General features: G+C 60.3%; 21 protein-coding genes and 2 tRNA genes. 19 read left to right on the forward strand and 4 right to left on the reverse strand.

From position 1 onward, the window contains the following. Nucleotides 1–479: 479 nt before the first annotated feature. Nucleotides 480–555, reverse strand: a tRNA-Val gene (locus tag DWX63_RS09865). Between the two features lie 187 nt (nt 556–742). Between DWX63_RS09865 and asnB the strand changes: the two genes are divergently transcribed. The 16 genes from asnB (at nt 743) to DWX63_RS09945 (ending at nt 19,288) form a co-directional block, all read left to right on the forward strand. Continuing rightward, nucleotides 743–2,623 (forward strand): asparagine synthase (glutamine-hydrolyzing), encoded by a 1,881-nt coding sequence (gene asnB, locus DWX63_RS09870; RefSeq protein ID WP_117563808.1) that lies wholly within the window; start codon nt 743–745, stop codon nt 2,621–2,623. Between the two features lie 112 nt (nt 2,624–2,735). Then, nucleotides 2,736–4,298: a Mur ligase family protein gene (locus DWX63_RS09875; protein WP_117843606.1), complete on the forward strand. Its 1,563-nt coding sequence runs from the start codon at nt 2,736–2,738 to the stop codon at nt 4,296–4,298. A 107-nt stretch (nt 4,299–4,405) separates the two neighbouring features. Further along, nucleotides 4,406–5,317 (forward strand): HAD family hydrolase, encoded by a 912-nt coding sequence (locus DWX63_RS09880; protein ID WP_117775892.1) that lies wholly within the window; start codon nt 4,406–4,408, stop codon nt 5,315–5,317. Nucleotides 5,318–5,370: 53 nt separating this feature from the next. Further along, a complete protein-coding gene (gene murI / locus DWX63_RS09885; RefSeq protein WP_117775891.1) occupies nt 5,371–6,255 on the forward strand; it encodes a glutamate racemase in 885 nt (294 codons plus the stop codon). 55 nt (nt 6,256–6,310) lie between these two features. Then, the gene (gene rph, locus DWX63_RS09890; protein WP_117775890.1) at nt 6,311–7,036 is read left to right on the forward strand and encodes a ribonuclease PH; all 726 of its coding nucleotides are present in this window, start codon (nt 6,311–6,313) and stop codon (nt 7,034–7,036) included. 143 nt (nt 7,037–7,179) lie between these two features. Then, entirely contained in the window at nt 7,180–7,821 is a 642-nt protein-coding gene (rdgB, locus tag DWX63_RS09895; RefSeq protein WP_117775889.1) for an RdgB/HAM1 family non-canonical purine NTP pyrophosphatase, read from the forward strand. A gap of 3 nt (nt 7,822–7,824) precedes the next feature. Continuing rightward, entirely contained in the window at nt 7,825–8,271 is a 447-nt protein-coding gene (gene dtd, locus DWX63_RS09900; protein ID WP_040358996.1) for a D-aminoacyl-tRNA deacylase, read from the forward strand. A gap of 183 nt (nt 8,272–8,454) precedes the next feature. Further along, a complete protein-coding gene (locus tag DWX63_RS09905; protein WP_006234957.1) occupies nt 8,455–8,751 on the forward strand; it encodes a Veg family protein in 297 nt (98 codons plus the stop codon). A gap of 2 nt (nt 8,752–8,753) precedes the next feature. Further along, nucleotides 8,754–9,650 (forward strand): 4-(cytidine 5'-diphospho)-2-C-methyl-D-erythritol kinase, encoded by an 897-nt coding sequence (ispE, locus tag DWX63_RS09910; RefSeq protein ID WP_221696324.1) that lies wholly within the window; start codon nt 8,754–8,756, stop codon nt 9,648–9,650. A gap of 49 nt (nt 9,651–9,699) precedes the next feature. Beyond that, a tRNA-Pro gene (locus DWX63_RS09915) sits at nt 9,700–9,776 on the forward strand. A gap of 112 nt (nt 9,777–9,888) precedes the next feature. Next, nucleotides 9,889–10,164, forward strand: a complete 276-nt coding sequence (gene tatA, locus DWX63_RS09920) for a twin-arginine translocase TatA/TatE family subunit (RefSeq protein WP_022094895.1) — start codon at nt 9,889–9,891, stop codon at nt 10,162–10,164. 106 nt (nt 10,165–10,270) lie between these two features. Then, on the forward strand, nt 10,271–10,741 hold the full coding sequence (gene greA, locus DWX63_RS09925; RefSeq protein WP_006234960.1) for a transcription elongation factor GreA: 471 nt from the start codon (nt 10,271–10,273) through the stop codon (nt 10,739–10,741). A gap of 79 nt (nt 10,742–10,820) precedes the next feature. Next, a complete protein-coding gene (lysS, locus tag DWX63_RS09930) occupies nt 10,821–12,785 on the forward strand; it encodes a lysine--tRNA ligase (protein ID WP_117635963.1) in 1,965 nt (654 codons plus the stop codon). Between the two features lie 320 nt (nt 12,786–13,105). After that, nucleotides 13,106–14,674: a threonine/serine exporter ThrE family protein gene (locus DWX63_RS09935; protein WP_199411189.1), complete on the forward strand. Its 1,569-nt coding sequence runs from the start codon at nt 13,106–13,108 to the stop codon at nt 14,672–14,674. A gap of 299 nt (nt 14,675–14,973) precedes the next feature. Then, the gene (locus DWX63_RS09940) at nt 14,974–17,616 is read left to right on the forward strand and encodes an ATP-dependent Clp protease ATP-binding subunit (protein WP_117843607.1); all 2,643 of its coding nucleotides are present in this window, start codon (nt 14,974–14,976) and stop codon (nt 17,614–17,616) included. Nucleotides 17,617–17,830: 214 nt separating this feature from the next. Continuing rightward, nucleotides 17,831–19,288, forward strand: coding sequence for an aminoacyl-histidine dipeptidase (locus tag DWX63_RS09945; protein WP_117563799.1), 1,458 nt, complete (start codon nt 17,831–17,833; stop codon nt 19,286–19,288). 125 nt (nt 19,289–19,413) lie between these two features. Here DWX63_RS09945 and DWX63_RS09950 read toward each other — a convergent pair whose 3' ends face one another. The 3 genes from DWX63_RS09950 to DWX63_RS09960 form a co-directional block, all read right to left on the reverse strand. Beyond that, nucleotides 19,414–20,718, reverse strand: coding sequence for a type II toxin-antitoxin system HipA family toxin (locus DWX63_RS09950; RefSeq protein WP_117843608.1), 1,305 nt, complete (start codon nt 20,716–20,718; stop codon nt 19,414–19,416). Beyond that, nucleotides 20,719–21,150 carry a helix-turn-helix domain-containing protein gene (locus DWX63_RS09955; RefSeq protein ID WP_158556873.1) on the reverse strand — a complete coding sequence of 144 codons (432 nt, stop codon included), beginning with the start codon at nt 21,148–21,150 and terminating at the stop codon, nt 20,719–20,721. A 128-nt stretch (nt 21,151–21,278) separates the two neighbouring features. Continuing rightward, complete coding sequence (locus tag DWX63_RS09960) at nt 21,279–21,857, reverse strand: manganese efflux pump MntP family protein (protein WP_117769322.1); 579 nt, start codon at nt 21,855–21,857, stop codon at nt 21,279–21,281. A gap of 376 nt (nt 21,858–22,233) precedes the next feature. Between DWX63_RS09960 and disA the strand changes: the two genes are divergently transcribed. Genes disA through ispF form a run of 3 tightly spaced genes read left to right on the forward strand, consistent with a single transcriptional unit; the run spans nt 22,234 to nt 24,486 of the window. Continuing rightward, nucleotides 22,234–23,274: a DNA integrity scanning diadenylate cyclase DisA gene (disA, locus tag DWX63_RS09965; RefSeq protein ID WP_369831362.1), complete on the forward strand. Its 1,041-nt coding sequence runs from the start codon at nt 22,234–22,236 to the stop codon at nt 23,272–23,274. Further along, entirely contained in the window at nt 23,274–24,002 is a 729-nt protein-coding gene (gene ispD / locus DWX63_RS09970) for a 2-C-methyl-D-erythritol 4-phosphate cytidylyltransferase (protein ID WP_117843609.1), read from the forward strand. Before disA ends, ispD begins: the two co-directional genes overlap by 1 nt. Continuing rightward, nucleotides 23,992–24,486, forward strand: a complete 495-nt coding sequence (gene ispF / locus DWX63_RS09975) for a 2-C-methyl-D-erythritol 2,4-cyclodiphosphate synthase (protein WP_006234975.1) — start codon at nt 23,992–23,994, stop codon at nt 24,484–24,486. The genes ispD and ispF overlap by 11 nt, the downstream gene beginning before the upstream one ends.

Raw genomic sequence — 24,486 nt, forward strand, 5'->3', positions numbered from 1 at the left:
TTCAAGAAAGGGCGGAGGCGGGGCATGCCCCGCCTCTTACACCACATCTCTGCGCGCTACCGCCGAAATGGCGATGAATGTACGATTTTGATCCAATTGTTAGTCCTTATAATGGACATATGTTGCGTAACTTAAGCAAATACTATCTTTTGATATGTTGTAAGCAAGGTGGCAGTACTCATTTTTGCCATTTTCTGGCCACGGCCTTTGTGACAGACGTGCTGGTGGGTTCGAATCCCATGCGTTGGGCCTGAAAAAAAGAAAGGCCTCCATCGCTGGAGGCCTAACAATTCAGTGGTGGGCGATGAGGGATGTCGCGTGCGGCTGACGCCGTCCGCTCTCGCTTCGGGCCTACGGCCCTCGCGTGCTGCGCTGGAAAACGCTTCGCGTTTCCTCAGCTCCGCACCCTTTCGGGTTCGAATCCCATGCGCTGGGCCCAAACAAAAACGGTCCACTTGCGAGGACCGTTTCCAATTCAATGGTGGGCGATGAGGGATTCGAACCCCCAGCCTTGTGCGTGTAAAGCACCTGCGCTAACCGTTGCGCCAATCGCCCGTGCGGAGAGAGTATAGCAAAACAATCGCCTCATTCACCTCATATCCATTAAAGGTAACCGACGCGTGTCACAGCGGAGCTGATTCAGTTGAGATTGCCTGAACATTCCGCCCCTCTTTACGCCCTCGGGTATACTCAAAAGCTACTGATTCGATTTGATGCCCAGCAACAGCAGAGGGGATAGTATATGTGCGGTTTTGTCGGTTTTGTCGGTGGGACGGATAACCAATCCGAGGTGCTCACCAAGATGATGGACCGCATCGTCCATCGCGGTCCCGACATGGGCGGTCAGTTTATCGACGGCCGCGTTGCCCTCGGCTTCCGCCGCTTGTCGATCCTCGACCTGACCGAGGCTGGCGCCCAACCTATGGCCAACGAGGACGGTAGCGTCGTCATTGTCTTCAACGGCGAGATCTACAACTTCCAAGAACTCCGTTCCGAGCTCGAGGCCAAGGGCTACAAGTTCCACTGCGGCGCCGACACCGAGAGCCTTCTGCACGGCTACGAGGAGTGGGGCGAGGCAGTACTCGATCGCTTGCGCGGTATGTACGCCTTCGTCATCTGGGACAAGAAGAAGAACAAGCTTTTTGGCGCCCGTGATATCTTTGGCATCAAGCCGCTCTACTACTATCCCATGGCCGATGCGGGCGACGGCGCTCCGGGCGTGCTCTTTGGTTCCGAGATCAAGAGCTTCCTAGACTACCCGCACTTCCACAAGGCGGTCAACAAAAAGGCCCTGCGTCCGTACATGACGCTGCAGTATTCGGCAACCGAGGAGACCTTCTTCGAGGGGGTCTACAAGCTGCCGCCGGCGCATTACTTTACCGTAGACATCCCGACCGGCAAGATGAACATCGAGCGCTACTGGGATTGCGATTACTCTGCCGTCGAGAAGCCGTTCGAGGAGTACGTCGACGAGCTGGACGAGGTCGTGCACGAGAGCGTCGAGGCCCATCGCATCGCCGACGTTAAGGTCGCGTCGTTCCTCTCCGGCGGCGTCGACTCCAGCTACATCGCCGCTTGCCTCATGCCCGACAAGACCTTCTCGGTGGGCTTTGACTACAAGAACTTCAACGAGACCAACTACGCCAAGGAACTTTCTGACAAGCTCGGCGTCGAGAATGTCCGCAAGATGATAACCGCCGACGAGTTCTTCGGTGCGCTCGAGGACATCCAGTATCACATGGACGAGCCGCAGTCCAACCTGTCTTCCGTGCCGCTGTGGTTCTTGGCCGAGATGGCCCGCAAGGACGTCACCGTCGTGCTTTCGGGCGAAGGCGCCGACGAGCTCTTTGGCGGCTACGCCTACTACGAGGACACGGTCCCAGTCCGCAAGTACAAAAAGATGGTGCCGCTGCCCATCCGTCGCGCGCTCGGTAACCTGGCGCTGCATATGCCGTACTTCAAGGGACATAACTTCCTGGTCAAGGGTGCCGAGATTCCCGAGAAGTCGTTCCTGGGACAGGCTCTGGTATGGCCGGAGCGCGAGGTCGACGGCGTGCTCAAGCCCGAGTACAACACCGGCGATGGCGCCTTCGAGCTTGCCGCTCCCATCTATGCGCGCGTGAAGGGTCAGCCCGAGCTGGTCAAGAAGCAGTACCTGGACATGAACATGTGGCTCCCGGGCGACATTCTGCTCAAGGCCGACAAGATGTGCATGGCGCACTCGCTGGAGCTGCGCGTGCCCTTCCTGGACCGCAAAGTCATGGAGTTCGCCGAGCACATTCCCGACCGCTACCGCATCAACGAGAACGGCAACAAACAGGTACTCCGCCACGCTGCCAACAAGTCGCTGCCCGATGAGTGGGCCACCCGTCCCAAGGTGGGCTTCCCGGTGCCGATTGTCTACTGGCTGCGCGAGCAAAAGTGGTACGACTATGTCAAGGAGTACTTCACCGCGCCGTGGGCAAGCGAGTTCTTCGATACCGACGAGCTCATGCACCTGCTCGATCTGCACTTTGCGGGCAAGGGCGATTTCCAGCGCAAGATCTATACGCCGCTCGTGTTCCTGGTGTGGTACAAGCGCTTCTTTATCGACGAGGACCAGCCCGCTGTTCAGGCTGCCTAGCCTCGGCTTACGAACGCCTGCGCGTAACGGCTCCTCCGGGAGCCGTTTTTGCGTGGGTGCGTTTCAGTTACTATAAAAACCGTCCCTGCCAAATGGCTGAGAAAGGCGAAAGATGCACCATTCGGATTCCGCGACCGTGACCACGGTCGATACGCTTGCCAAGCTTCTCGATGTGTGCGGCGAGCTGCGCGCATCAGAGCAGGTTGACGAGCGTGCCGTGACCGGCTGCTCGTTTGATTCGCGCGCGGTCTCGGCAGGTGACGTGTTCTTTTGCAAAGGCGCTGCCTTTAAGCCCGCGTTTTTGAGTATGGCGCTCGATGCGGGCGCCGTCGCATTTGTGTGCGAGGAGTCGCTGGTCGAGTCTCTGGAGCCGCTGGCGAAGGAGAACGGCGCGGCGATGCTGGTCGTGGACAGCGTCCGCACGGCCATGGCCCTGTTGCCGCCGGAGGTCTACGACCGTCCCGACCACGACGTCAAGATCGTGGGCATCACCGGCACCAAGGGAAAGACCACGGCCGCTTTTATGCTCCAGTCGATTATCAAAGCGGCGGGCGAGTCCTGCGGCATGATCGGCTCGGTGAGTACCGACGATGGTATCGAGTGCTACGAGAGCACCAATACTACGCCCGAGGCCCCCGAGGTCTGGCGCCATATCGCCAACTGCCGCACGTCCGGTCGCCAGTCCATGGTCATGGAGGTCTCGAGCCAGGCACTCAAGTACCAACGCGTCGAGAATCTGCCGTTTGACGTGGCGTGCTTCCTCAACATCGGCCGTGACCACATCTCACCGATCGAACACCCCACGTTTGAGGATTATTTTGAGAGCAAACTCAGGATCTTTGACCAGGCAAAGACCGCCGTGGTGAATCTGGGCACCGAAGAGGTTGACCGTGTGCTGGAGGCAGCGTCGACGGCCGAGCGCTTGGTGACCGTTGGCGTCGAGCATCCCGAGGCAAGCCTGTGGGCAAGCGATGTCCGCGTGGTCGGCTTTAACATTGAGTTTAACCTGCATGGCCTGTGTGCCGACGAGTCCGAGGCGGGGGAGAAGGTCCTGCTGGGCATCGCGGGCAACTTTAACGTGGAAAACGCGCTGGTCGCTATCGCCGCTGCGCACGAGATCGGCATCGGTATCGAGGCTATCAAGAAGGGCCTCTCCAAGCTTCGTGTGCCGGGCCGCATGGAGGTCGTGGAGTCGAAGGATGGCCGCGTGATTTGTGTTGTTGACTACGCTCACAACCAGCTTTCGTTCCGTTCGCTTTTCTCGTCGGTCAAGCACGCGTTTCCCACTAGTCCAGTCATTGCAGTGTTTGGTGCTGCCGGCGGCAAGGCGCAGGAGCGCCGCGAGCAGCTTCCGCGCGAGGCCGCACCATATTCCGACCTGATGATTTTTGCCAACGAGGACCCGGCTCACGAGGACCCGATGAAGGTCTGTCGCGAGCTTGCCGAGCATGTTCCCGACGATACGCCGAACGAGATCATCCTCGACCGTGAAGCCGCTGTGCATGCGGCGTTCAAGGCGGCGCGCGAGGAGTACGTCAACCCCGATGCCCCCACCATTGTCTTGCTGCTGGCAAAGGGTGACGAGGAGCTCATGCACGTGGGCGACGAGTTCGTGCCCATCGAGAGCGACCTTTCGCTGGCCAATCGCCTGATCGATGTTACCCAGTTTGACTAATGAACCATGATGGCGGCGGCGCCCTGAGTGCGCTGTCGCCATAAGCGTGTTCCCTCAATCAAAACATGCCGTCCAAGTCCAAACCCTTCTACGTAAACGGAGTAACCATGTCCCACAACACCTTGCCGACCGTTGCCGAGCTTTCGGGCGAGATGCGCGAGCGCTTGGCCAAGGTCAAGTACGTCTTTACCGACCTGGATGCCACGATGCTCGCGCCCGGCTCGTGCGTGCTGCGCGACAACGACGGCAACCCCTCGACCAAACTCGTCGAGGCCGTCGTGGCGCTCGCTCGCGCTGGCATTCAGGTGGTTCCCACCTCGGGCCGCAACCGTACCATGATCCACGAGGACGCGCGCGTGCTCGGCCTCAACTCCTACATTGGTGAGATGGGCGGCCTGGTCATGTACGACCTCAAAGCCAACGATTGGGAGTATCTGACTGGCGACATGCCTTACGACCCCGCCTGCGGCCTTACTCCGCACCAGGTGATCGAGCAGACCGGCGTGTGCGAGAAGATTCTTGCCCGCTGGCCGCACAAGATCGAGTATCACAACGACATGTCGACCGGCTACAAGTACCGCGAGGTCACCGTCGGCATGCGCGGCGATGTGCCCGACAATGAGGTCCAGGCCATCCTGGACGAGGCCGGCTGCGGCCTGGTGTGGGCCTGTAACGGTCACCTGACGCATCTGTCCAAGCCGACGACGCTCGAGCTCGATCGCGTCGAGGACGGTCGCGCGTTTAACATCAATCCCGCCGGCCTCAACAAGGGCGTTGCCATCGCGCGCTTCTGCGAGCACCTGGGGATCGAGCGCGAGGAGACGCTCGCGCTCGGCGATTCCGAGTCCGACTTCTACATGGCCGATCACGTGGGCACGTTCTGCCTGGTCGAGAATGGCCTGACGAGCGCCGGCGCGCCCGAGTTCCTGGACGCTTGCGATAACGCCTACGTCACACGCGGCAAGATTGTCGACGGCTGGGTGGCAACGGCCGAGCTGCTGGTCGCGGCTCGTTCGTAGCGCGGTCCTATCGCGCTGAGCCATATCTTTTCGAGAGAGAATCTGGTGAGGTAATGTCCGATATCGAGAATCCGGCAGGCGACACGCGCCCGATTGGCGTGTTCGATTCTGGTTTGGGCGGTCTGACGGTTGCACGTGCCATCGCGACGGCGCTGCCGCACGAGTCCGTCTACTACTTCGGCGACACCAAACGCTGTCCCTACGGCACGCGCACCGAGGATGAGGTGCGCTCGTTTGCGTTGCAGGCGGGCCGTTGGCTGTCGAAGCACGACGTCAAGATTATGGTCATCGCCTGCAACACGGCGACAGCTGCGGCCTTGCGTCTGGCCCAGCAGGTGCTCGACGTTCCCGTGATCGGCGTGATCGCGCCGGGTGCCCGTGCGGCAATCAACAGCACCCGTTCGCGTCGCGTGGGCGTGCTCGCCACCAACCTCACCATTCGCTCGGGCGCCTACACGCGCGCCATTCAGGATCTAGATGCCGGCGTCGATGTATACGGTTGTCCTGCCTCGAGCTTTGTCGAGGTTGTCGAACACGAGCTCGCCTCGGGCGCGCATCTGCAAGAGCAGTGGCTCGAGAACGAGGACATCTTCGATACGCCAGCCGTGCGAGCGCTGGTCGGCGCAACGGTTGAGCCGCTGCGCGATCGCGGAATCGATACCGTGGTGCTCGGCTGTACGCACTTTCCGCTGCTCGTGGGGCCTATTCGCCATGCGCTGGGGCCCGGGGTGCGTGTGGTGAGTTCCGCCGAGGAGACTACGCGCGAGCTGACCGATATCCTCACGCGCCGCGAGCAGCTGGCGGGCGACGCTGCCGAGCCTCAGCATCGCTTTGCGACGACGGCCGATAACATTGCCGAGTTTGCGGTGGCGGGTAGCTTTATCTTTGGCCAGCCGCTCAAGAGCATCGAACATATTGATATCGACGAACTGAAATAGATGTAGGGTTACCGTCCAAAGACTTGCCCTCTTCTTCTGCCGAAAGGATATTTCTATGGAGTACATGCAGGTCAACCGCGCCAACGGCCGTGCCGCCAATGAACTGCGCCCCGTCAAGCTCACCCGTGGCGTCATGAAGCACGCCCACGGCTCGTGTTTTGCCGAGTTCGGTGACACGCGCGTGTTGTGCGCCGCCACAATCGAGGAGGGCGTGCCGGGCTGGCGAAAGGGAGCTAAGGCCGGCTGGGTAACCGCAGAGTATGCCATGCTGCCGGCGTCGACCGGCAAGCGCTGCAAGCGCGAGCACGCCAACCGCAAGGGTCGCTCCATGGAGATCGAGCGCCTCATTGGCCGCAGCCTGCGTACCGTCGTCAACATGAAGGCGCTCGGCGAGTACACCGTCACCGTCGACTGCGATGTGATTCAGGCCGATGGCGGCACGCGTACAGCGAGCATCACCGGCGCCTGGGTGGCGCTGCACGACGCCCTCGCCATGTGGGTCGAGGCGGGCAAGATCGAGCGCATCCCGCTTACCGGCCAGGTGGCTGCAATCTCCATGGGCGTTGTCGACGGCAATACGCTGCTTGACCTCGATTATTCCGAGGACAGCCATGCCGAAGTCGACATGAACCTCGTCGCCACCGACACCGGTGAGATGATCGAGCTCCAGGGCACTGGCGAGCAGGCGCCCTTTGACCGTAAGCGCCTCAACGCCCTGCTCGACTTGGGCGACAAAGGCATCGCCGAGCTCATCGAGCTTCAGCGCCAAGCCATCGCCTAACCTGCCAAAAAGGGACAGGTTTATTTTGGCAGGTTTTATCTGGGAAAACGTCGAAGTATAAGACTGCCGTTGATTGAGAGGGGAGAGGCGGAGGCCCTCGTCGCCCTCGGCGCGGCATTGCTATAGAGACAAGGAGACCACTCATGGCACTTGAGAAGATCGACATCGACACCCTCGACCCGGCGGCGACCATCGTCGTGGCAACCGGAAACGCTCATAAGCTCACCGAGATCGAGGCCATTTTGGGCAAGGTCATGCCCGAGGTGCGCTTTGTGGCGCTCGGCCAGCTGGGCGATTTTGAGGACCCCGAGGAAAACGGCACGACGTTTTTGGAGAACGCCATCATCAAGGCGCAGGCTGCGGTCGAGGAGACGGGGCTCATGGCCATTGCCGACGATTCGGGCCTGGTCGTCGACGCACTGGACGGTGAGCCCGGTGTGTATAGCGCGCGCTACGCGGGCGTTCACGGCGACGATACCGCCAACAACGCCAAGCTGCTCGTGAATCTGGAGGGCGTGGCCGACGAGGACCGCACTGCGCGCTTTATGAGCGTCGTCGCGCTCATCGATACGGACGGCCTGGTCACCTATGGCGAGGGCGCCTGCGAGGGCGTTATCGCGCACGAGGGTCGCGGCGATCACGGCTTTGGCTACGACCCGCTGTTCCTGCCGGTCGATACGCCGGGCAAGACTATGGCCGAGCTCACGGCGGACGAGAAGAACGCCATCAGCCATCGATTCCATGCGCTCGAGCACCTATCCGCCAAACTGACGGGCGAGGAGTAAGCCGTGCGTGCGGTGGTGCAGCGCGTACTCAATGCCGGCGTGACAGTCGACGGCGAGTGCGTGGGCAAAATTGGGCGCGGCTATCTGGTGCTGTTGGGCGTGGGCCACGGCGACACGCGCGCCGAGGCTGATAAGCTGTGGGGCAAGCTCCGCGGCTTGCGTATTAACGAGGACGAGAACGGCAAGACCAACCTGGCACTTGCCGATGTCGACGGCGAGGTTCTCGTGGTGTCACAGTTCACGCTGTTCGCCGACTGCCGCCACGGCCGCCGTCCGTCGTTTACCGATGCAGGCGCCCCCGATGTTGCCAACGAGCTCTACGAGTACTTCCTGACGCTCGTTCGTCAAGATGTCGAACACGTGGCGCACGGCATCTTTGGCGCCGATATGAAAGTCGACTTGGTCAACGACGGCCCATTCACCATCGTCTTGGACACCGATAGTCTTTAGGTTACGCGGTTTTACCAAACCGCGTAACAACTGGTCATGCGAGGTTGTCGTCTGGTACGTATTTGGGACGGGGTTTATTTAGCTACTTGCGTATGGCGGCAGCAGGGTGCTATAGTATTAGAGTTTTGTCTATCTTAGGGGTATTATCCCCTTTTTGAATTGCATCTTCTGGAGGCCCTGTTCATGGAAGAGATGGAAGTCAATCACGTCGACGACATCCACGAGAAGCTGACCGATATGGTGGGCGATCGCGTTAAGGTGAAGGCCAACATGGGCCGCACCCGCGTCGTCGAGCGCATGGGCACCATCAAGAGCGTCCATCCGGCAGTCTTTATCGTCGAGGTCGACGAGCGCCGTGGCCGCAAGTCGCGTCAGTCCTACCAGTATATTGATGTTCTCACCGGCCAGGTCGAGCTGTTCGACCCCGAGAGCGGCGAGCACATTTTTACCCCGCTCGGCAATCAGCTCGAGGAGCACTAGCGGTGACCGATTGGTCCCTGACCCTTTCCGCGCCGGCAAAGATCAACCTCTATCTGGGGGTTCATACCGAGCGTGACGACCGCGGCTACCATAAGGTCGATTCCCTGATGGCAGCCGTCGGTCTTGTCGATACCGTGACGGTTACGCCGGCACAGGCGCTGACCGTCCAGACGATTCCGACATCCGACTTTCCCATGCAAAAGAATACGGCGTATCGTGCTGCGCTCGCTATGGCCGAGCATTATGGTCGTGAAGCCAACGTCTGCATCACGATCGAGAAGTGCATCCCGTTGTGTGCCGGCCTGGGCGGTCCTTCGACGGATGCCGCGGCGGTCATTGTCGCCTTGGCAGAGCTGTGGGGTATCGACCGTGCCGATCCCGCGCTGGACAACATCGCGCGCGGCATTGGCGCCGACGTTCCCTTCTTTTTGCATGCCAGCCCTGCATTTTACGTGGGTGGGGGAGACGTGCTGGCAACCGAGTACCCCGCACTTCCCGCGACACCCGTCGTGCTGGTTAAGCCGCGCGAGGCAAGCGTTTCAACAATTGAAGCCTATCGACGTTTTGACGAGACCCCAGCGCCTGCGGACAAGCCCGGAGCGATCGCATCTGCCCTTCGCTCGGGAGACGCAGAGGCGGCCTACGCGCTCGTCCACAACAACCTGGGTGTCATTTCCGCGCAGATGGAGCCGCGGATTCAAACGGTGCTCGACTGGCTTCGTTCACAGGACGGTACCATTGCCACAAACGTGTGCGGTTCGGGTGCCTGCTCGTTTGCTCTCTGCGATAGCGCCGCCACGGCAGCCAATCTTGCGGCGACGGCTCAACAAAACGGCTGGTGGGCTTATGCAACGGAGCTCGTTTCCGACACGGTTCGCATTGAAGCGCCAAAGAAATAAAAATTTATCTAGCACGCGGCGAAAATCTTTGTTACTATAGTCGAGCTAACGGGTTGTGGCTCAGTTTGGTAGAGCACTGCGTTCGGGACGCAGGGGTCGCTGGTTCAAATCCAGTCAACCCGACCAGAGCATGAGGAGGGACCGCTTCTTGCGGTCCCTTTTTTTAGCTATTGTTGTGATACCGCGATACCCGCGGTATACTCATTCGAGCTTGTCTCGCTGTATTGTGGAGGTCTACATGTTTGGACTGAGGGCTCCTGAGCTCATCATTATTCTCGTCGTTGTCCTGATTATCTTCGGGCCCAAGAACCTGCCGAAGCTCGGCAAGTCCCTCGGCTCTACCGTCAAGAATATCCGTGAGGGTATGGAGGGCGACGATAAGGCCGAGACCAAGCAGGCCGAGGAGGTCGTGGTCGAGCAGTCCGAGGAGGACAAGGAGATCGCTGAGCTCGAGGCCAAGCTCGCTGCTGCCAAGAAGAAGCAGGCAGAGGACAGCGACGCGGACGCAGAGTAGTCCCATCCCTTTGGGGTGAGCACCTGACCGGCTTGCCCGCAGGCTAGCCGGTCTTTTTCGTTTTGTTGACAGTTGATTGTTTGATCAGAGTTGGGGAGATATCCGTATGGACGCAAGCCAGATCGTACTGACCGCTGAGGGCCGCCAGAAGCTCGTCGAGGAGCTCGCTTGGCGTGAGGGCGATTACGCCAAGGAGATCGTCGAGGACATCAAGGAAGCCCGCGCGTTCGGCGACCTTTCGGAGAACTCCGAGTACGACGCCGCTAAGGACAAGCAGGCCCAGAACGCCGCTCGTATTGCCGAGATCCAGGCCATCCTCGCCAACGCTCAGGTTGCTGCCACCACGGGCGATCTGACCGTCTCCATCGGTTCCACCGTTTCTCTGATTGATCCCAACGGTGAGGTCATGGAAGTCACGCTTGTCGGTACCACCGAGACCAACTCGCTCGAGCACAAGATTTCCAACGAGTCTCCGGTCGGCCACGCCATCATCGGTCACGGCGAGGGCGACTCCGTCGAGGTCGTTACGCCTTCCGGCAAGACTCGCGTCTACACCATCGCCAAGATTGCACGCTAGACCACGGTCCCGCGTAAAGGTATGTTTTCGCTCCCTGGGACCGAATCCTGGGGAGCGTTTTAGTTTGAGGAGCTAACTTATGGCAGAGAACCAGAACGCCGCAGATCAGGCATCGACGCTCAACGACGAGCGCGCCACCCGCCTGGCCAAGCGCGCCGCCCTGTTCGAGGCGGGCCAGAACCCCTATCCCGAGCACTCTGAGCTTGAGGACTACGTTGCCGATATCGAGGCTAAGTACGCCGAGCTTGCCGATGGCGAGGACACCGAGGACGTCGTGAAGATCGGCGGCCGTGTGGTCGCCAAGCGCGGTCAGGGCAAGATCATGTTCATCGTCGTACGCGATGCGACTGCCGAGATTCAGCTGTTCTGCCGCATCAACGACATGGACGAGGCTGCCTGGAATACGCTCAAGTCCCTCGACCTTGGCGACATCCTGGGCGTGACCGGCGTGGTTGTGCGCACCCAGCGCGGCCAGCTTTCCGTTGCCCCTAAGAGCGCGACCCTGCTTGCCAAGGCCGTTCGTCCGCTGCCCGAGAAGTTCCACGGTCTTTCCGATAAGGAGACCCGCTATCGCCAGCGCTATGTTGACCTGATCGCCAACGACGACGTTCGCGAGACGTTCCGTAAGCGTTCGCAGATTCTCTCCACCTTCCGTCGCTTTATGGAGTCCGACGGCTACATGGAGGTCGAGACCCCCATCCTGCAGACCATCCAGGGCGGCGCTACGGCTAAGCCGTTCATCACGCACTTCAACGCGCTCGATCAGGAGTGCTACCTGCGCATTGCTACCGAGCTGCACCTCAAGCGCTGCATCGTCGGCGGTTTTGAGCGCGTGTTCGAGATCGGCCGTATCTTCCGTAACGAGGGCATGGACCTTACCCACAACCCCGAGTTCACCACGATGGAGGCCTATCGTGCCTTCTCCGACCTCGAGGGCATGAAGGCGCTCGCCCAGGGTGTCATTAAGGCGGCTAACAAGGCCATCGGCAACCCCGAGGTCATCGAGTACCAGGGTCAGACCATCGACCTTTCTGGTGAGTGGGCCAGCCGTCCCATGACCGACATCGTCTCCGACGTGCTCGGCAAACAGGTCACCATCGATACGCCGGTCGAGGAGCTTGCTGCTGCTGCGCGCGAGAAGGGCCTGGAGATTAAGCCCGAGTGGACCGCCGGCAAGATTATCGCCGAGATCTACGATGAGCTGGGCGAGGACACCATCGTCAACCCCACGTTCGTGTGCGATTACCCCATCGAGGTCAGCCCGCTTGCCAAGCGCTTTGAGGACGACCCGCGCCTGACGCACCGCTTTGAGCTGGTTATCGCCGGTCACGAGTACGCCAACGCGTTCTCCGAGCTCAACGACCCGGTCGACCAGGCCGAGCGCTTTGCCGCCCAGATGGCCGAGAAGGCTGGCGGCGACGACGAGGCCATGGAGTACGACGAGGATTACGTGCGCGCCCTCGAGTACGGTATGCCTCCTGCGGGCGGCATCGGCATCGGTATCGATCGCGTGGTCATGCTGCTCACCAACCAGGCTTCCATCCGCGACGTGCTGCTGTTCCCGCACATGAAGCCCGAGAAGGGTTTCCAGTCCGGTGCCGCTGCCGCCAAGGCTGCCGAGGCCGGCAACACCGCGAGCCCGTTCGTCAAGCCGCTCAAGCCCACGGTTGATTATTCCAAGATTGCCGTCGAGCCGCTGTTTGAGGAGTTCGTCGACTTTGATACCTTCTCCAAGAGCGATTTCCGCGCTGTGAAGGTCAAGGCGTGCGAGGCCGTCAAGAAGTCCAAGAAGCTGCTGAACTTTACGCTCGACGACGGCACCGGCACCGATCGTACCATCCTCTCCGGCATTCACGGTTATTATGAGCCCGAGGACCTGGTCGGCAAGACCTTGCTCGCTATCACCAACCTGCCTCCGCGCAAGATGATGGGCATTCCCAGCTGCGGCATGCTCATCAGCGCTATCCACGAGGAGGAGGGCGAGGAGCGTCTCAATCTGATCCAGCTCGACGCTTCCATCCCCGCCGGCGCAAAGATGTACTAACTAGTTACGCGGTTCTACGAACCGCGTAACGGCTCGACGCTGCGCGGGCCGCATTTGGACAATCTGACGCTCAACTTCAAGGGCGCGACCAGAAGGTCAGCGCCCTTTCGTTTCACGTCACCTTGTCTCAAATGCGACCCGCTCGCTGACGTCGCCAATACATCGGCGTTGCCTTGGCCGTCAATAGTCATTGGGGACGTTCTTAAACGACTACCCAACGGCTATTGAGCACATGGCTCGCATGGCAGCCGTCTCTTTTATGTTTCCTTTAGCCGTTGCTGCCTAGGATGGGGGTTAGTCGGTAGGAAGGGAGCGTCTATATGGACGACGCAAGCGAGCGTGCAATCGAAGAGGACATGCTCGATCAGTTCAATTACTTTGACGATGAGGATGAGGAGCTAATCGATCGTCGCGAGCCGGCATCGCTTGACTCATTTGATCTGGTCGATGAAGAGACTGATGAGGTTGAGGACGAATCAACGGAGCCCCCACAGTCTTCGCGCCTTGACTCGCTGCTTTCGAGAGCCCCCATGCACCACGGTGTTCGTGCCGGCGCACTCCATATGAAAACAGACTGGCACCAGATCGTGACGGCAGGCGATGAGCTTGCCGTCGATGCGCCGCTCACCGATAAGTCATCCATCATCTGCCGCACCGGTATGCTTATGCTCGCGAGCGGAACGGGTGCCTGGCGTGTACGCGATACCATGAATCGCGTTGCCGCCGTACTCGGTGTCACCGTCCACGTTGACTTAAGTCTTCTGTCGTTTGAGTGCACCTGCATCGAAGATGGCCACTGCTTTAACGAGGTTGTCAGCCTGCCCACAACGGGAGTCAATACCCATCGCATTTGGATGATGGAGAGCTTCCTAAAGGAAATCGAGACGTATGGGCGCCGGTTTACCGTGCACGAATACCACGAGATGCTCAAGACCGTTGAGAGTTCAAAACCCGATTACTCTCCCTGGCAACAGGGCCTTGCGGCAGCTTGTGCTTGCGGCGCCTTCGTCTTTTTGCTCGGCGGCGGCCCTATCGAGATGGCCTGCGCATTCGTAGGCGCTGGTGTTGGCAACTTTGCTCGCTCTCATATTCTCAAGCAGGGTCTTGGCCAGTTTAGCGCGCTGACGATTGGCGTTGCGCTCGCTTGCGTTTCGTATCTGCTGGCATTGCTCGGCCTTGGCCAGGTCGTACCGGGGGCAATGTCGCACCAAGAAGGCTATATCGGCGCCATGCTCTTTGTGATTCCCGGCTTTCCCCTCATTACGGCAGGCCTCGACATCGCTAAGCTCGATATGCGAAGCGGCATTGAGCGTCTTTCGTATGCCGTGTCGATTATTGTGATGGCGACCCTTGTGGGCTGGATGGTTGCCGAGTGTGTGGGGCTGGCACCGGATGATTTTGCTCCGCTCGGCCTTTCGCCGCTTGCCCTTACGCTCCTGCGCGTGGTGATGAGCTTCGTTGGCGTATTCGGCTTCTCGGTGATGTTCAACAGCCCGGTAAAGATGGCCGCGGCAGCTGGGCTGATCGGCGCCGTGTCCAATACCTTGCGCCTTACGCTCGTCGATGCGCCGACGCTGTTTCCCTTTCTGGGCCTGAGCGTAGGTATGCCTCCCGAGGCGGCAGCGTTTATCGGCGCGCTGGTATCGGGGCTGCTCGCGAGCTTAGCCGAAATCAAGCTCACCTACCCACGTATCGCCCTCACGGTGCCATCGATTGTCATTATGGTGCCGGGCTTGTATCTGTATCGCTCGATGTATTACATGTGCACATTCGACACGGTCAATATGCTCGGCTGGTTTGTGCGTGCAGTGCTCATCGTGGCGTTTTTGCCCGTTGGCCTGGGTGTGGCGCGTACACTCACCGACCCTCGCTGGCGCCACACCAGCTAATTGGAGCAAATGAAACTGATCCGCAAAACATGAACGTGGATAATCTCCCGTTTTTGGCTTGTTTACGGGCTCAAAACGGGAGATTATCCACGCTCGTGGAATGGGTGTCCGAAAATCCACGCTCGTTGGGCCGATGCAGACGCACCTGGCAATTCCTTTTTTGTAGACGTTGTCGTATGGCTGCATGCGGAAAAGGCCCCAGCGATTAACATATACTCCATATGGGTAAAGAGACCAAAGCGCCGCCACGAGTGGCGCTTTGCGTTTGAAAAAAACTAGCTCGTCTAAGAGGAACTAGCATGTTAGACCGTTTTACCGATCGCGCGCGCAAGGTCATGTCCATGGCCAAGCAGGAGGCGCTCGATCTTCATTCAAATAAGGTGGGTACCGAGCATCTGTTGCTCGCGCTCGCCAAGGAGGACGAGGGCATTGCCGCTGAGGCGCTGCGCTCGCTCGATATCTCCTACGACGACATCATGGATACCCTCAAAGAGGTCCAGACCACGGTTCCCGAGCCCAGCGAGGAGACCGAGGCTGCCAAGCTTGCCTTTACGCCGCTCGTCATTAGCGTGATGGAGCGCTCCTTCCGCGTGGCACGCGAGAACAACCAGACCTACGTTTCGACCGAGCACTTGCTGATCGGCATCGTCGAAGAAGGCAACGGCATGGCCATGGACATCCTCATGCGCCTGGGCGTGTCGTCTGCTTCCATTAAAAAGGCCATCGAAAAGCTCACTGCCAAGGATCAGGACAAGAAGCGTCCGCTCGCTGGCGCTGGCGCTGGTCGTCCCGGTGCGGGCCTGCCGTTCTTTAGCGGCTCGGATGCCTCTCAGCAAAAGGGGGGCGGCACCGACACGCTCAAGCAGTTCGCCACCAACCTCACGCAAAAGGCGCGCGACGGCGAGCTCGATCCCGTGATTGGCCGCGAAAAGGAAGTCCAGCGCATGATGGAGATCCTTTCGCGCCGCACCAAGAACAATCCGCTTATCTTGGGCGATCCCGGCGTGGGCAAGACGGCTATCGTCGAGGGCCTGGCGCAGCAGATTGCTGCTGGCAACGTGCCCGAGAACCTCATGAACCAGAATATCTGGACGCTCGACCTGCCGGGCCTCGTGGCGGGCGCCAAGTATCGCGGTGAGTTTGAGGAGCGCCTCAAGAACGTGATCCAAGAGGCCACCGAAGCCGACGACGTCATCCTGTTTATCGACGAGATGCACACCATCATCGGTGCCGGTTCTGCCGAGGGTTCTATCGATGCGAGCTCTATGCTCAAACCCGTGCTCGCGCGCGGTGCTTTCCAGATCATTGGTGCCACCACGGCTGAGGAGTTCCGTAAGTACCTCACTAAAGATCCGGCCTTTGAGCGCCGCTTCCAGACCATCGATGTCGAGGAGCCGAGCGTCGAGGACACGGTCAAGATCCTGACCGCGCTCAAGCCGCGCTACGAGGAGCACCACCATGTGCGCTATACGCAGGGTGCTATCGAGGCCGCCGCGAACCTTTCCAACCGCTACATCCAGGATCGCTTCCTGCCCGATAAGGCCATCGACCTCATCGACGAGGCCGGTGCCCGCGCTCGCATCGCCGCGAATCGCGCGCCCGAGCCGGTGCGCGAGGCCGAGCATCGTATAGAGGAGCTCAAGGCCGCCGCGCAGGAGGCCACCGAGAGCGATGACATGAACAAGGCCGCCGAGATCACCGAGCAGCAGAAGGCCGCCGAGATTGAACTCGCCGAAGCCAAGGCCGCCTGGACCGCCGAGCTCGACGCCAGCCCGCTCACCATCGACGTGAGTCAGATTGCCGACATCGTGTCCGTGACCTCTGGCGTGCCGGTTTCCTCGCTCACCGAGAGCGAGAGCCGTCGCCTGCTGCAGACCGAAAGCGTGCTCGAGACCCGCATTATCGGCCAGGACGAGGCCGTCGAGGCCGTCGCCAAGGCCGTGCGCCGCAGCCGCTCGCCGCTCAAGGACCCGCGTCGTCCCGGCGGCAGCTTTATCTTCCTGGGTCCCACCGGCACGGGCAAGACCGAGCTCGCCAAGACGCTCGCCGAGTATCTCTTTGGCAGCAAAGACGCGCTCATCAGCTTCGACATGTCCGAGTTCGGTAGCGAGTTCGAGGTCTCCAAGCTCATCGGTAGCCCTCCGGGCTACGTCGGTCACGACGAGGGCGGCCAGCTCACCAAGGCCGTTCGTCGCCACCCGTACTCGGTCGTGCTGTTCGACGAGATCGAGAAGGCGCACCCCGATATCTTCAACATCTTGCTGCAGGTGCTGGAGGAGGGCCGCCTGACCGATAGCCAGGGCAAGACGGTCGACTTCCGCAACACCGTGATCATCATGACGTCCAATGTGGGCGCCCGCGAGATTGCGCAGGATGCGAGCGTGGGCTTTGGCACCACCGGCGAGCAGGGTCTCACGTCGAGTGAGATCCGTGGTCGCGCGATGGGCGAGCTCAAGCGCCTGTTCCGCCCCGAGCTGCTCAACCGTATCGACGACATCGTGGTGTTCCAGAAGCTCTCGGGCGAGAATCTCACCAAGATCGCGCACCTGCTGGTGGACGACCTGCGCCAGCGTCTGATTGCCAACGGCATGAACATCAAGCTCACCGATGCGGCCTATGACAAGATCGTGGCCGAGGGCACCGACCTCACCAACGGTGCGCGTCCGCTGCGCCGTGCTATTCAAAAGCTCATCGAGGACCCGCTGTCCGAGGAGCTGCTGGCCGGCGAGTGGGGCGAGGGCGATACCGTCCTGTGCGACGTGGCCGATGGCAAGTTTGTCTTTAGCCACGGCACGGGCGAGATCCCGGCACCGCGTCCGGCGGGCACGCTCGGTGGTGATACCGCCCCGGCGGCACCGCGCACTGGCAACGCCGCGCCCGTGAGCGGCGGCGTGACCTCGGGCCCCGGCGGCATGATGCAAGCCGGTTCCGGCGCGCTGTAAGGCGTGGCGACAATTTGATACGCGCAATCGAGGCGCTCCGGAAAGGGCGCCTCGATTTGTAGAGCTGCGGAAGTTGTGACCGTTACGCTATACGGTCCACCGTTAGCCGATGATGCGAGGGCGCTCGGCGTTTTCGACTGGTTTATGCACGCAAAGTCTGGGAATATACAAGGCGCATGTCTTACTGTCTAACCAGTTGCGCCAAGGAGGCACCATGGATTACAAGATCACCGGCTACGAGCCCGCCCAGCTGTTCCATTTCTTTGAGGAGGTCAGCGCGATCCCCCGTGGGTCTGGCAACGAGAAGGGCATCAGCGATTTCCTGGTTGCGTTTGCCAAGGAGCGCGGCCTCGATGTGTACCAGGACGAGGTCTACAACGTCATCATTCGCAAGCCCGCTTCTGCCGGCGCCGAGAATGCCCCGACTGTGATGCTGCAGGGCCACATCGATATGGTGTGCGACAAGTTGGGCTCTGTTGAGCACGACTTTACGACCGACGGTATCGACCTGGTCGTGAAGGACGGCGTCCTCACCGCTAACGGCACCACCCTGGGCGCCGACAACGGTATTGCTGTCGCTCTGATGCTTACTGTGCTCAACGACGATTCGATTGCTCACCCCGCCCTCGAGTGCGTATTCACCACCGATGAGGAGACTGGCCTGGTCGGCGCCGAGACGCTCGACAAGTCCCAGATTAGCGCCCGCACCATGATTAACCTTGACTCCGAGGAAGAGGGCGTTGCCACCGTCAGCTGCGCTGGCGGCGTCGTTGTTACCTACACCTGCCCCATCGTGCGCGAGCACAAGACCGGCAGCACCCTCACGCTCGACATCTCCGGCCTACTGGGTGGTCATTCCGGCAACGATATCAACCTGGAGCGCGGCAACGGCAACCTCATCATGGCCCGCATCATCGACCGCCTGATGGTCGCCGGCGAGCCCGCCATCGTTAGCTTTAACGGCGGCACTAAGGACAACGCCATCAACCGTGAGTGCAAGGCCGAGCTGGTTTACGCCGACCACGCTGCCGCCGAGGCCGCGGCCCAGATCGCAAAGGACATCATCGCCGACGTCACTGCCGAGCTCGAGGTCTTCGACCCCGGCTTTACCTGCACCGTCGAGATTGCCGACGACGCCGAGGTCGAGGCCATGGATCAGAAGTCCGCGCTTGCCCTCATCCGCGCCCTGCGTCTTGCCCCTAACGGCGTGATTCGCCGCAACGTCGCCACTGACGGCTCCGTCGAGGTTTCCTCCAACATCGGCGTGGTCGCCACTTCCGACGACCAGGTCAAGATCATGCTGTCCCCGCGCTCCTCGATCACCTCGCTGCAGAACGAGTTCAAGGACCGCCTGCAGACGCTGGCCGATGTCTTGGGCTTCGACGCCAAGTTCGAGTTCGAGTATCCCGGCTGGAGCTATGCCGAGCATTCGCCGGTCCGCGACGTTTTTGTCGAGAGCTATCGCGAGCTCTTTGGCTCCGAGCTGCGCATCGAGTCCATTCACGCTGGCCTTGAGTGCGGCCTGTTTGCTGAGGCCCTGCACGGCCTGGACGCCATCGCCGTGGGCCCGACGCTCTCCGATGTCCACACCCCGGACGAGAGCATGGAGCTCGCTTCTGCCGAGCGCTTCTACGAGCTGCTCATCGACGTCCTCAAGCGCCTTGCCGCGTAAGGGTCGCGCTAGCAGCAGTTCGAGCCACGTGCTAGCGGATTGCAAATGACATTACGAGAGGGGGCATCCGAACTTTTGCGACGGGTGCCCCCCTCTTCTTTTAAGAAATGTGGATTGATTGGCGCCTAGCCCATATCCGCCTTGATGAGGTCGAGGGTGCGCTGGCAGTTTTCGCGGACGGGGCCGAGCATGTGCTCGCGCAGGTCCGCCATGCCGGGCAGGTCGGCGTATTCGTCCATGATCTCTTCCATACAAATGGGCACCTCGTAGGCGAGGTCCATCATGGTCGCAAAGCAAAACTTCTCGGATAGCCCGGCATCGGTGAGCGCCGCCTCCAGCGCGGGGTCGCCCATACCGTGGTATCGGCGGATAGCGCCTGGACCGATGCGCCCCACTCGATTTTCGCCGCCAACGCTCATGGCAAGGCGCGCCCGGCGGCGCATACGTTCGTACGCCAAGCCCGATGCGACATCGTACATGGGTGCGAGCGCTGCGTTTGTGCCTTTGCCTAGGATGAGCGAGTAGTTTTTAGCGTGTGCGTCAGGCGCTCCGATAATGGCGTTATAGAACAACATATAGGTAAAAAGCACAAGATTCATGTGGTGGGGGACTGTGTTAATCAGTCGTTCTTGGATGTCTCGTGTGGTTGGTCCTCCGTCGGCGGTGTATTTCTGGCTTGGCAATACACCGAGCGCCTGGCAAAAGTCCTCCTGATGCAGCCTTTCGATATTTCCGCTGCTATTGACCATTCTGTCGTACCGTTCAACGACGAGCGCGGCTTCGTCTTCAAATGTGCAATAGGAGACGTTGGCAGTTGGAATGCCAACACGCCGAGCCGTTTTCATGCAGACGAATTCGTTTAAGGCCTGATGTTTGAACCCAACGACACCATTTTTGAAGATATGGGTAGTGGGGGATGACCCTAGACATTCGCACCATTGGCCATCATGCCAAGCTAGTGCAAATTTGCCTTGGTTGCCGCCCAGGGACCAGCTTTCGTTGGAGCCCATCCATGTCTCTCTTTCGTCATCGCGAATTGCTTTGAGCTTGTGAGCGATTTGAGAATTGGTAAGCGGGCGGTATGCCGAGACCCTGCCGCGGGCGGCGCCTAATTGATCGGTTCGACAAAACTGAACGGCCCCTGCGCAGTCAAGACCGATATGGCACAAGAGGGCGACGGGGTTGTTGGATGCAACGTCATACTCGGCGGCAATAGCGCGACGCTGCTCTTGGCTGTCGGGCAAAAGGCCAAATAGGAACGGGCGGACGATGTTATGGCCATACGTGCGATTGGAAAGCGGCATTGTAAGCGATAGTGGTGCTCCGCGATAGGTTGGGGCGTATACAAAGCTGCAGAGTCCATGCTCGTCTTGCCGGAGAGTGCCTGCGATTTCGCCACAAATGAGGGTCGCAAGCTCCATCTCTGCCATTTATTTCACAACCTTACAGCCAAAGGAGAGGTCTGAAGTGTCGGAAAGGCCTTGCTCGGCTGCGATTTGGGCCAGCAAGGCACCATAGGAAGATGGCGTTCCCTGTCGAGCGGGTCGTCTGCCTACGCTTGGCTTTGGCAGGGCATTCGAGTTCGCGATAGGGAGGTCCGCTTTCGTCGTCGGATGTTCGGAGGGCGATGCGATGGAGTCGTTATCGCTTTGCGCAAAGAGACCTATGCCGAGTGCGTTAAAGACGGACAGCAACTTGTCGAGTCGAATGCCGGTGGCGTCTCCTAGCTCGAGCGATGCGAGCAGGCGCTCCGAAACACTGGCCGTTTTGGCGAGGGCGGCACGGGTGAGACCCTGAGCCTCGCGTGCCTGGCGCACGTAGATGCCAGCTTGGCGCGGTGTGGTGATGGGAAGGGTATTCACGGCGATCTCCTAACATGCAGACTTTTGCATATCAGTATGACATGCAAAAGTCTGCACGAAAAGGCCTCATGCAAAACTTTGCATGAGGCCTTATACTGGCGTTGAGTTTTGAGCGATTGTGTTTGGCGTTACAGCGCCAAAATCCCCAGATGCTCAAGCAAGATCTTAAGTCCGATGAGGATGAGCACGATGCCGCCCACGATGGTGGCAGGTTTTTCGTAGCGCGCGCCAAAGGTGTGGCCGATCGCTACGCCGGCGACGGAGAAGATAAACGTTGTGACGCCGATAAGCGATACGGCGGGAACGATGTCGACCGAAAGCGCGGCGAACGAGATGCCCACGGCCAGGGCGTCGATTGAGGTGGCGATGGCGAGGATCAGGTACTCGCTCAGTTCAATCTTTTCGGCATTCTTGCCGTCGCCTTCATCCTCGTCCTCGGTAAAAGCCTCCCACAGCATTTTGCCGCCGATGAAGGCCAAAAGGATAAAGGCAATCCAATGGTCGATGGGGCCGATGATGCCTATAAACTGGCTGCCAAGCGCCCATCCGATCACGGGCATGCCGGCCTGGAAGCCGCCAAAGAACAGGCCGAGCACTACGGCGACCTTAAGGTTGATCTTCTTCATGCCAAGGCCCTTGCAGATGGATACGGCAAAGGCGTCCATCGAAAGGCCAATGGCGAGCAGCACGAGCTCTACGAGTCCCATGGTTTGGCTCCCTCCTTGCGGGCGAACCCGCGTGTACTTCTGACAGGGGAGCAACAAAAAAGACCCGTGGCGTACGCGCTGCGCGTACAACCACGAGTCTCGTTCATTAAGGCAAGCCAGGCCGCATCGGCCAGTATGTTGACTTGCCGCGCCACCGGAGGCGAACCCGGTCACGCGACTACTCCCTCATTCATGTGAATCCCGATGCTACCACATGAACAGCTCATTTGGGTTGAGGCTCTCAGCGGTGTTCGCTCATTCTGTAAGCATCGGATTTCGCGAGCGCCGCGGGGACAAACCGTGAGAAACTATTTAGCGTTTATGGAGCGTATGCGATGGGAGCGATGCCTTGGATAAGAACGAGCTGCAAAAGCGTATGGAACAGGCCATCCGCCTGACGGCACCTGGTCAGCCGATCCGCACCGCCCTCGACATGATCATCGCCGGTCACCTGGGTGCCCTTATCTGCGTCGGCGACACCGAAAACGTGCTCGCTGCCGGTAACGACGGCTTCCCACTCAACATTTCGTTCACCTCGAACCGCCTGTTCGAGCTCTCCAAGATGGACGGTGCCATCGTTATCGACGGCGACCTCACCCAGATCCTGCGCGCCAACTTCCACCTCAATCCCGATCCCTCGCTTGCCACGAGCGAGACGGGCATGCGTCACCGCACTGCCGCTCGCATGTCGGTGCTCACCGATGCCATCGTGATCTCGGTCTCGGCCCGTCGTGCCGTCGTCAACGTGTACGTTCACGGCAAGAGCTATGAGATCCAGCCCGTCACCACCATCATGAGCTCGGTCAACCAGCTCGTCGCCACGCTTCAGACCACCCGTCAGTCGCTCGACCGCTCCCTGCTGCGTCTGACGGCCCTCGAGCTCGATGACTACGTTACGCTCGCCGATATCACCGGGATTTTCTCGAGCTTCGAGATCATGCAGCAGGCAAAGACTGAGCTTAAGGATTGCATTGTCAAGCTGGGCAACCAGGGCAAGCTCGTGCAGATGCAGCTCGAGCAGCTCGCCGGCTCCAGCATGGATACCGAGTACGACCTGATGATTCGCGACTATGCGAGTGATTCCTCCGAGGCCAATGCCGAAAAGATCCGCGCCAACCTGAGCCGTATGACGCCTAAGGACCTGTCCGACCCACAGCATGTGGCGGCGGTTCTGGGTTACGACGACCTGGACGAGGACTCCGTCATGACGCCGCTGGGCCTGCGCACGCTTTCGCGCGTGTCTGTTGTGCGCGACGGCGTGGCCGAGAAGATCGTCGACGAGTACGGCTCGCTGCAGGAGCTCATGGATGACATCAGCGAGGATCCGGAGCGCCTGGGCGACTTTGGCGTCAACAACCCTGCCATTCTTGCGGACTCCCTGTACCGCATGAAGGGCACCAAACAGGGGAACGCATAATGGCGCCCGTATGCGCCGTGGTCGTTGCCGGCGGCAGCGGCCAGCGCTTTGGAAATCCCGGCGGCAAGCAGCTCGTTAACGTGGCGGGCCGTCCGCTCATGAGCTGGTCCATCCGCGCGTTCGATCGTAGCAACAAGGTCGGCCACATCGTGGTGGTGTGCCCTGCCGAGCGCCGTGCCGAGATGCGCCGCCTGGCCATCAGCCCGTATTCGTATGACACGCCCATCAGTTTTGCCGATGCCGGCGATACCCGCCAGGATTCCACCCGTGCCGGCGTGCATGCGGTTCCGGCGGGTTTCGAATATGTCGCCATCCACGACGGCGCCCGTCCGCTCATCACGACCGAGGCCATCGATCATGCGATCGACGTGCTTGTGGGCGACCGCTCGCTCGACGGTGTCGTGTGCGGTCAGCCCGCGATCGACACGCTCAAGATCGTCGACGGCGATAATATCGTGGAGACGCCGCCGCGTGAACTCTATTGGGCTGCACAGACGCCGCAGATCTTTGGCGTCGACGCTATGAAGCGCGCTCACGCCGCTGCTATCGCCGAGGGCTTTATCGGTACCGACGATTCTTCGCTGGTCGAGCGCATGGGCGGGCGCGTTCGCTGCGTCCAGAGCCCGCGCGATAACCTTAAGGTGACGGTGCCCGAGGACCTGCGTCCCGTAACCGCGATTCTGCTCGGTCGCATGGCCGAGGGAGAGGACCTTCCCCATGTTCAGTAACCTGCGCATTGGCCACGGCTACGACGTCCACCGTTTGGTGGAGGGGCGTCGATGTATCATCGGCGGGGTCGACATCCCCTACGAGCGCGGCCTGCTGGGCCACTCGGATGCCGATGTGCTCGCGCATGCCTTGGCCGACGCCATTCTGGGCGCCTGCCGCGGAGGAGACATCGGCAAGCTATTCCCCGACACCGATCCCGCCTACGAGGGTGCCGATTCGATGGTGCTGCTCGCTCGCGTGATGGACTATGCGCGCGAGCTGGGCTTTGAGTTTGTCGATGCCGATTGCACCATTGCCTGTCAGCAACCCAAGATCACCCCGCACCGCGATGCCATGCGCGCCAACCTTGCCCATGCCCTGGGCGTTGACGTGGAAAACGTGGGCGTCGCCGCCACTACGACCGAAAAGCTCGGTTGGGAAGGTCAGGGCGAGGGAATCGGTGCCTGGGCCGTCTGCCTGCTACAGAAAACCGTTAAGGAGTAA

Origin of the sequence: Collinsella sp. AF20-14LB (genome assembly GCF_003459505.1) — a bacterium.
GTDB lineage: Bacteria > Actinomycetota > Coriobacteriia > Coriobacteriales > Coriobacteriaceae > Collinsella.

Excerpts from the sequence above, each read along its gene's own strand:
- asnB (WP_117563808.1), top strand. The coding sequence starts at position 743 with ATGTGCGGTTTTGTCGGTTTTGTCGGTGGGACGGATAACCAATCCGAG.
- DWX63_RS09875 (WP_117843606.1), top strand. The coding sequence starts at position 2,736 with ATGCACCATTCGGATTCCGCGACCGTGACCACGGTCGATACGCTTGCC.
- DWX63_RS09880 (WP_117775892.1), top strand. The coding sequence starts at position 4,406 with ATGTCCCACAACACCTTGCCGACCGTTGCCGAGCTTTCGGGCGAGATG.
- murI (WP_117775891.1), top strand. The coding sequence starts at position 5,371 with ATGTCCGATATCGAGAATCCGGCAGGCGACACGCGCCCGATTGGCGTG.
- rph (WP_117775890.1), top strand. The coding sequence starts at position 6,311 with ATGGAGTACATGCAGGTCAACCGCGCCAACGGCCGTGCCGCCAATGAA.
- rdgB (WP_117775889.1), top strand. The coding sequence starts at position 7,180 with ATGGCACTTGAGAAGATCGACATCGACACCCTCGACCCGGCGGCGACC.
- DWX63_RS09905 (WP_006234957.1), top strand. The coding sequence starts at position 8,455 with ATGGAAGAGATGGAAGTCAATCACGTCGACGACATCCACGAGAAGCTG.
- tatA (WP_022094895.1), top strand. The coding sequence starts at position 9,889 with ATGTTTGGACTGAGGGCTCCTGAGCTCATCATTATTCTCGTCGTTGTC.
- greA (WP_006234960.1), top strand. The coding sequence starts at position 10,271 with ATGGACGCAAGCCAGATCGTACTGACCGCTGAGGGCCGCCAGAAGCTC.
- lysS (WP_117635963.1), top strand. The coding sequence starts at position 10,821 with ATGGCAGAGAACCAGAACGCCGCAGATCAGGCATCGACGCTCAACGAC.
- DWX63_RS09935 (WP_199411189.1), top strand. The coding sequence starts at position 13,106 with ATGGACGACGCAAGCGAGCGTGCAATCGAAGAGGACATGCTCGATCAG.
- DWX63_RS09940 (WP_117843607.1), top strand. The coding sequence starts at position 14,974 with ATGTTAGACCGTTTTACCGATCGCGCGCGCAAGGTCATGTCCATGGCC.
- DWX63_RS09945 (WP_117563799.1), top strand. The coding sequence starts at position 17,831 with ATGGATTACAAGATCACCGGCTACGAGCCCGCCCAGCTGTTCCATTTC.
- DWX63_RS09950 (WP_117843608.1), bottom strand. The coding sequence starts at position 20,718 with ATGGCAGAGATGGAGCTTGCGACCCTCATTTGTGGCGAAATCGCAGGC.
- DWX63_RS09960 (WP_117769322.1), bottom strand. The coding sequence starts at position 21,857 with ATGGGACTCGTAGAGCTCGTGCTGCTCGCCATTGGCCTTTCGATGGAC.
- disA (WP_369831362.1), top strand. The coding sequence starts at position 22,234 with ATGGAACAGGCCATCCGCCTGACGGCACCTGGTCAGCCGATCCGCACC.
- ispD (WP_117843609.1), top strand. The coding sequence starts at position 23,274 with ATGGCGCCCGTATGCGCCGTGGTCGTTGCCGGCGGCAGCGGCCAGCGC.
- ispF (WP_006234975.1), top strand. The coding sequence starts at position 23,992 with ATGTTCAGTAACCTGCGCATTGGCCACGGCTACGACGTCCACCGTTTG.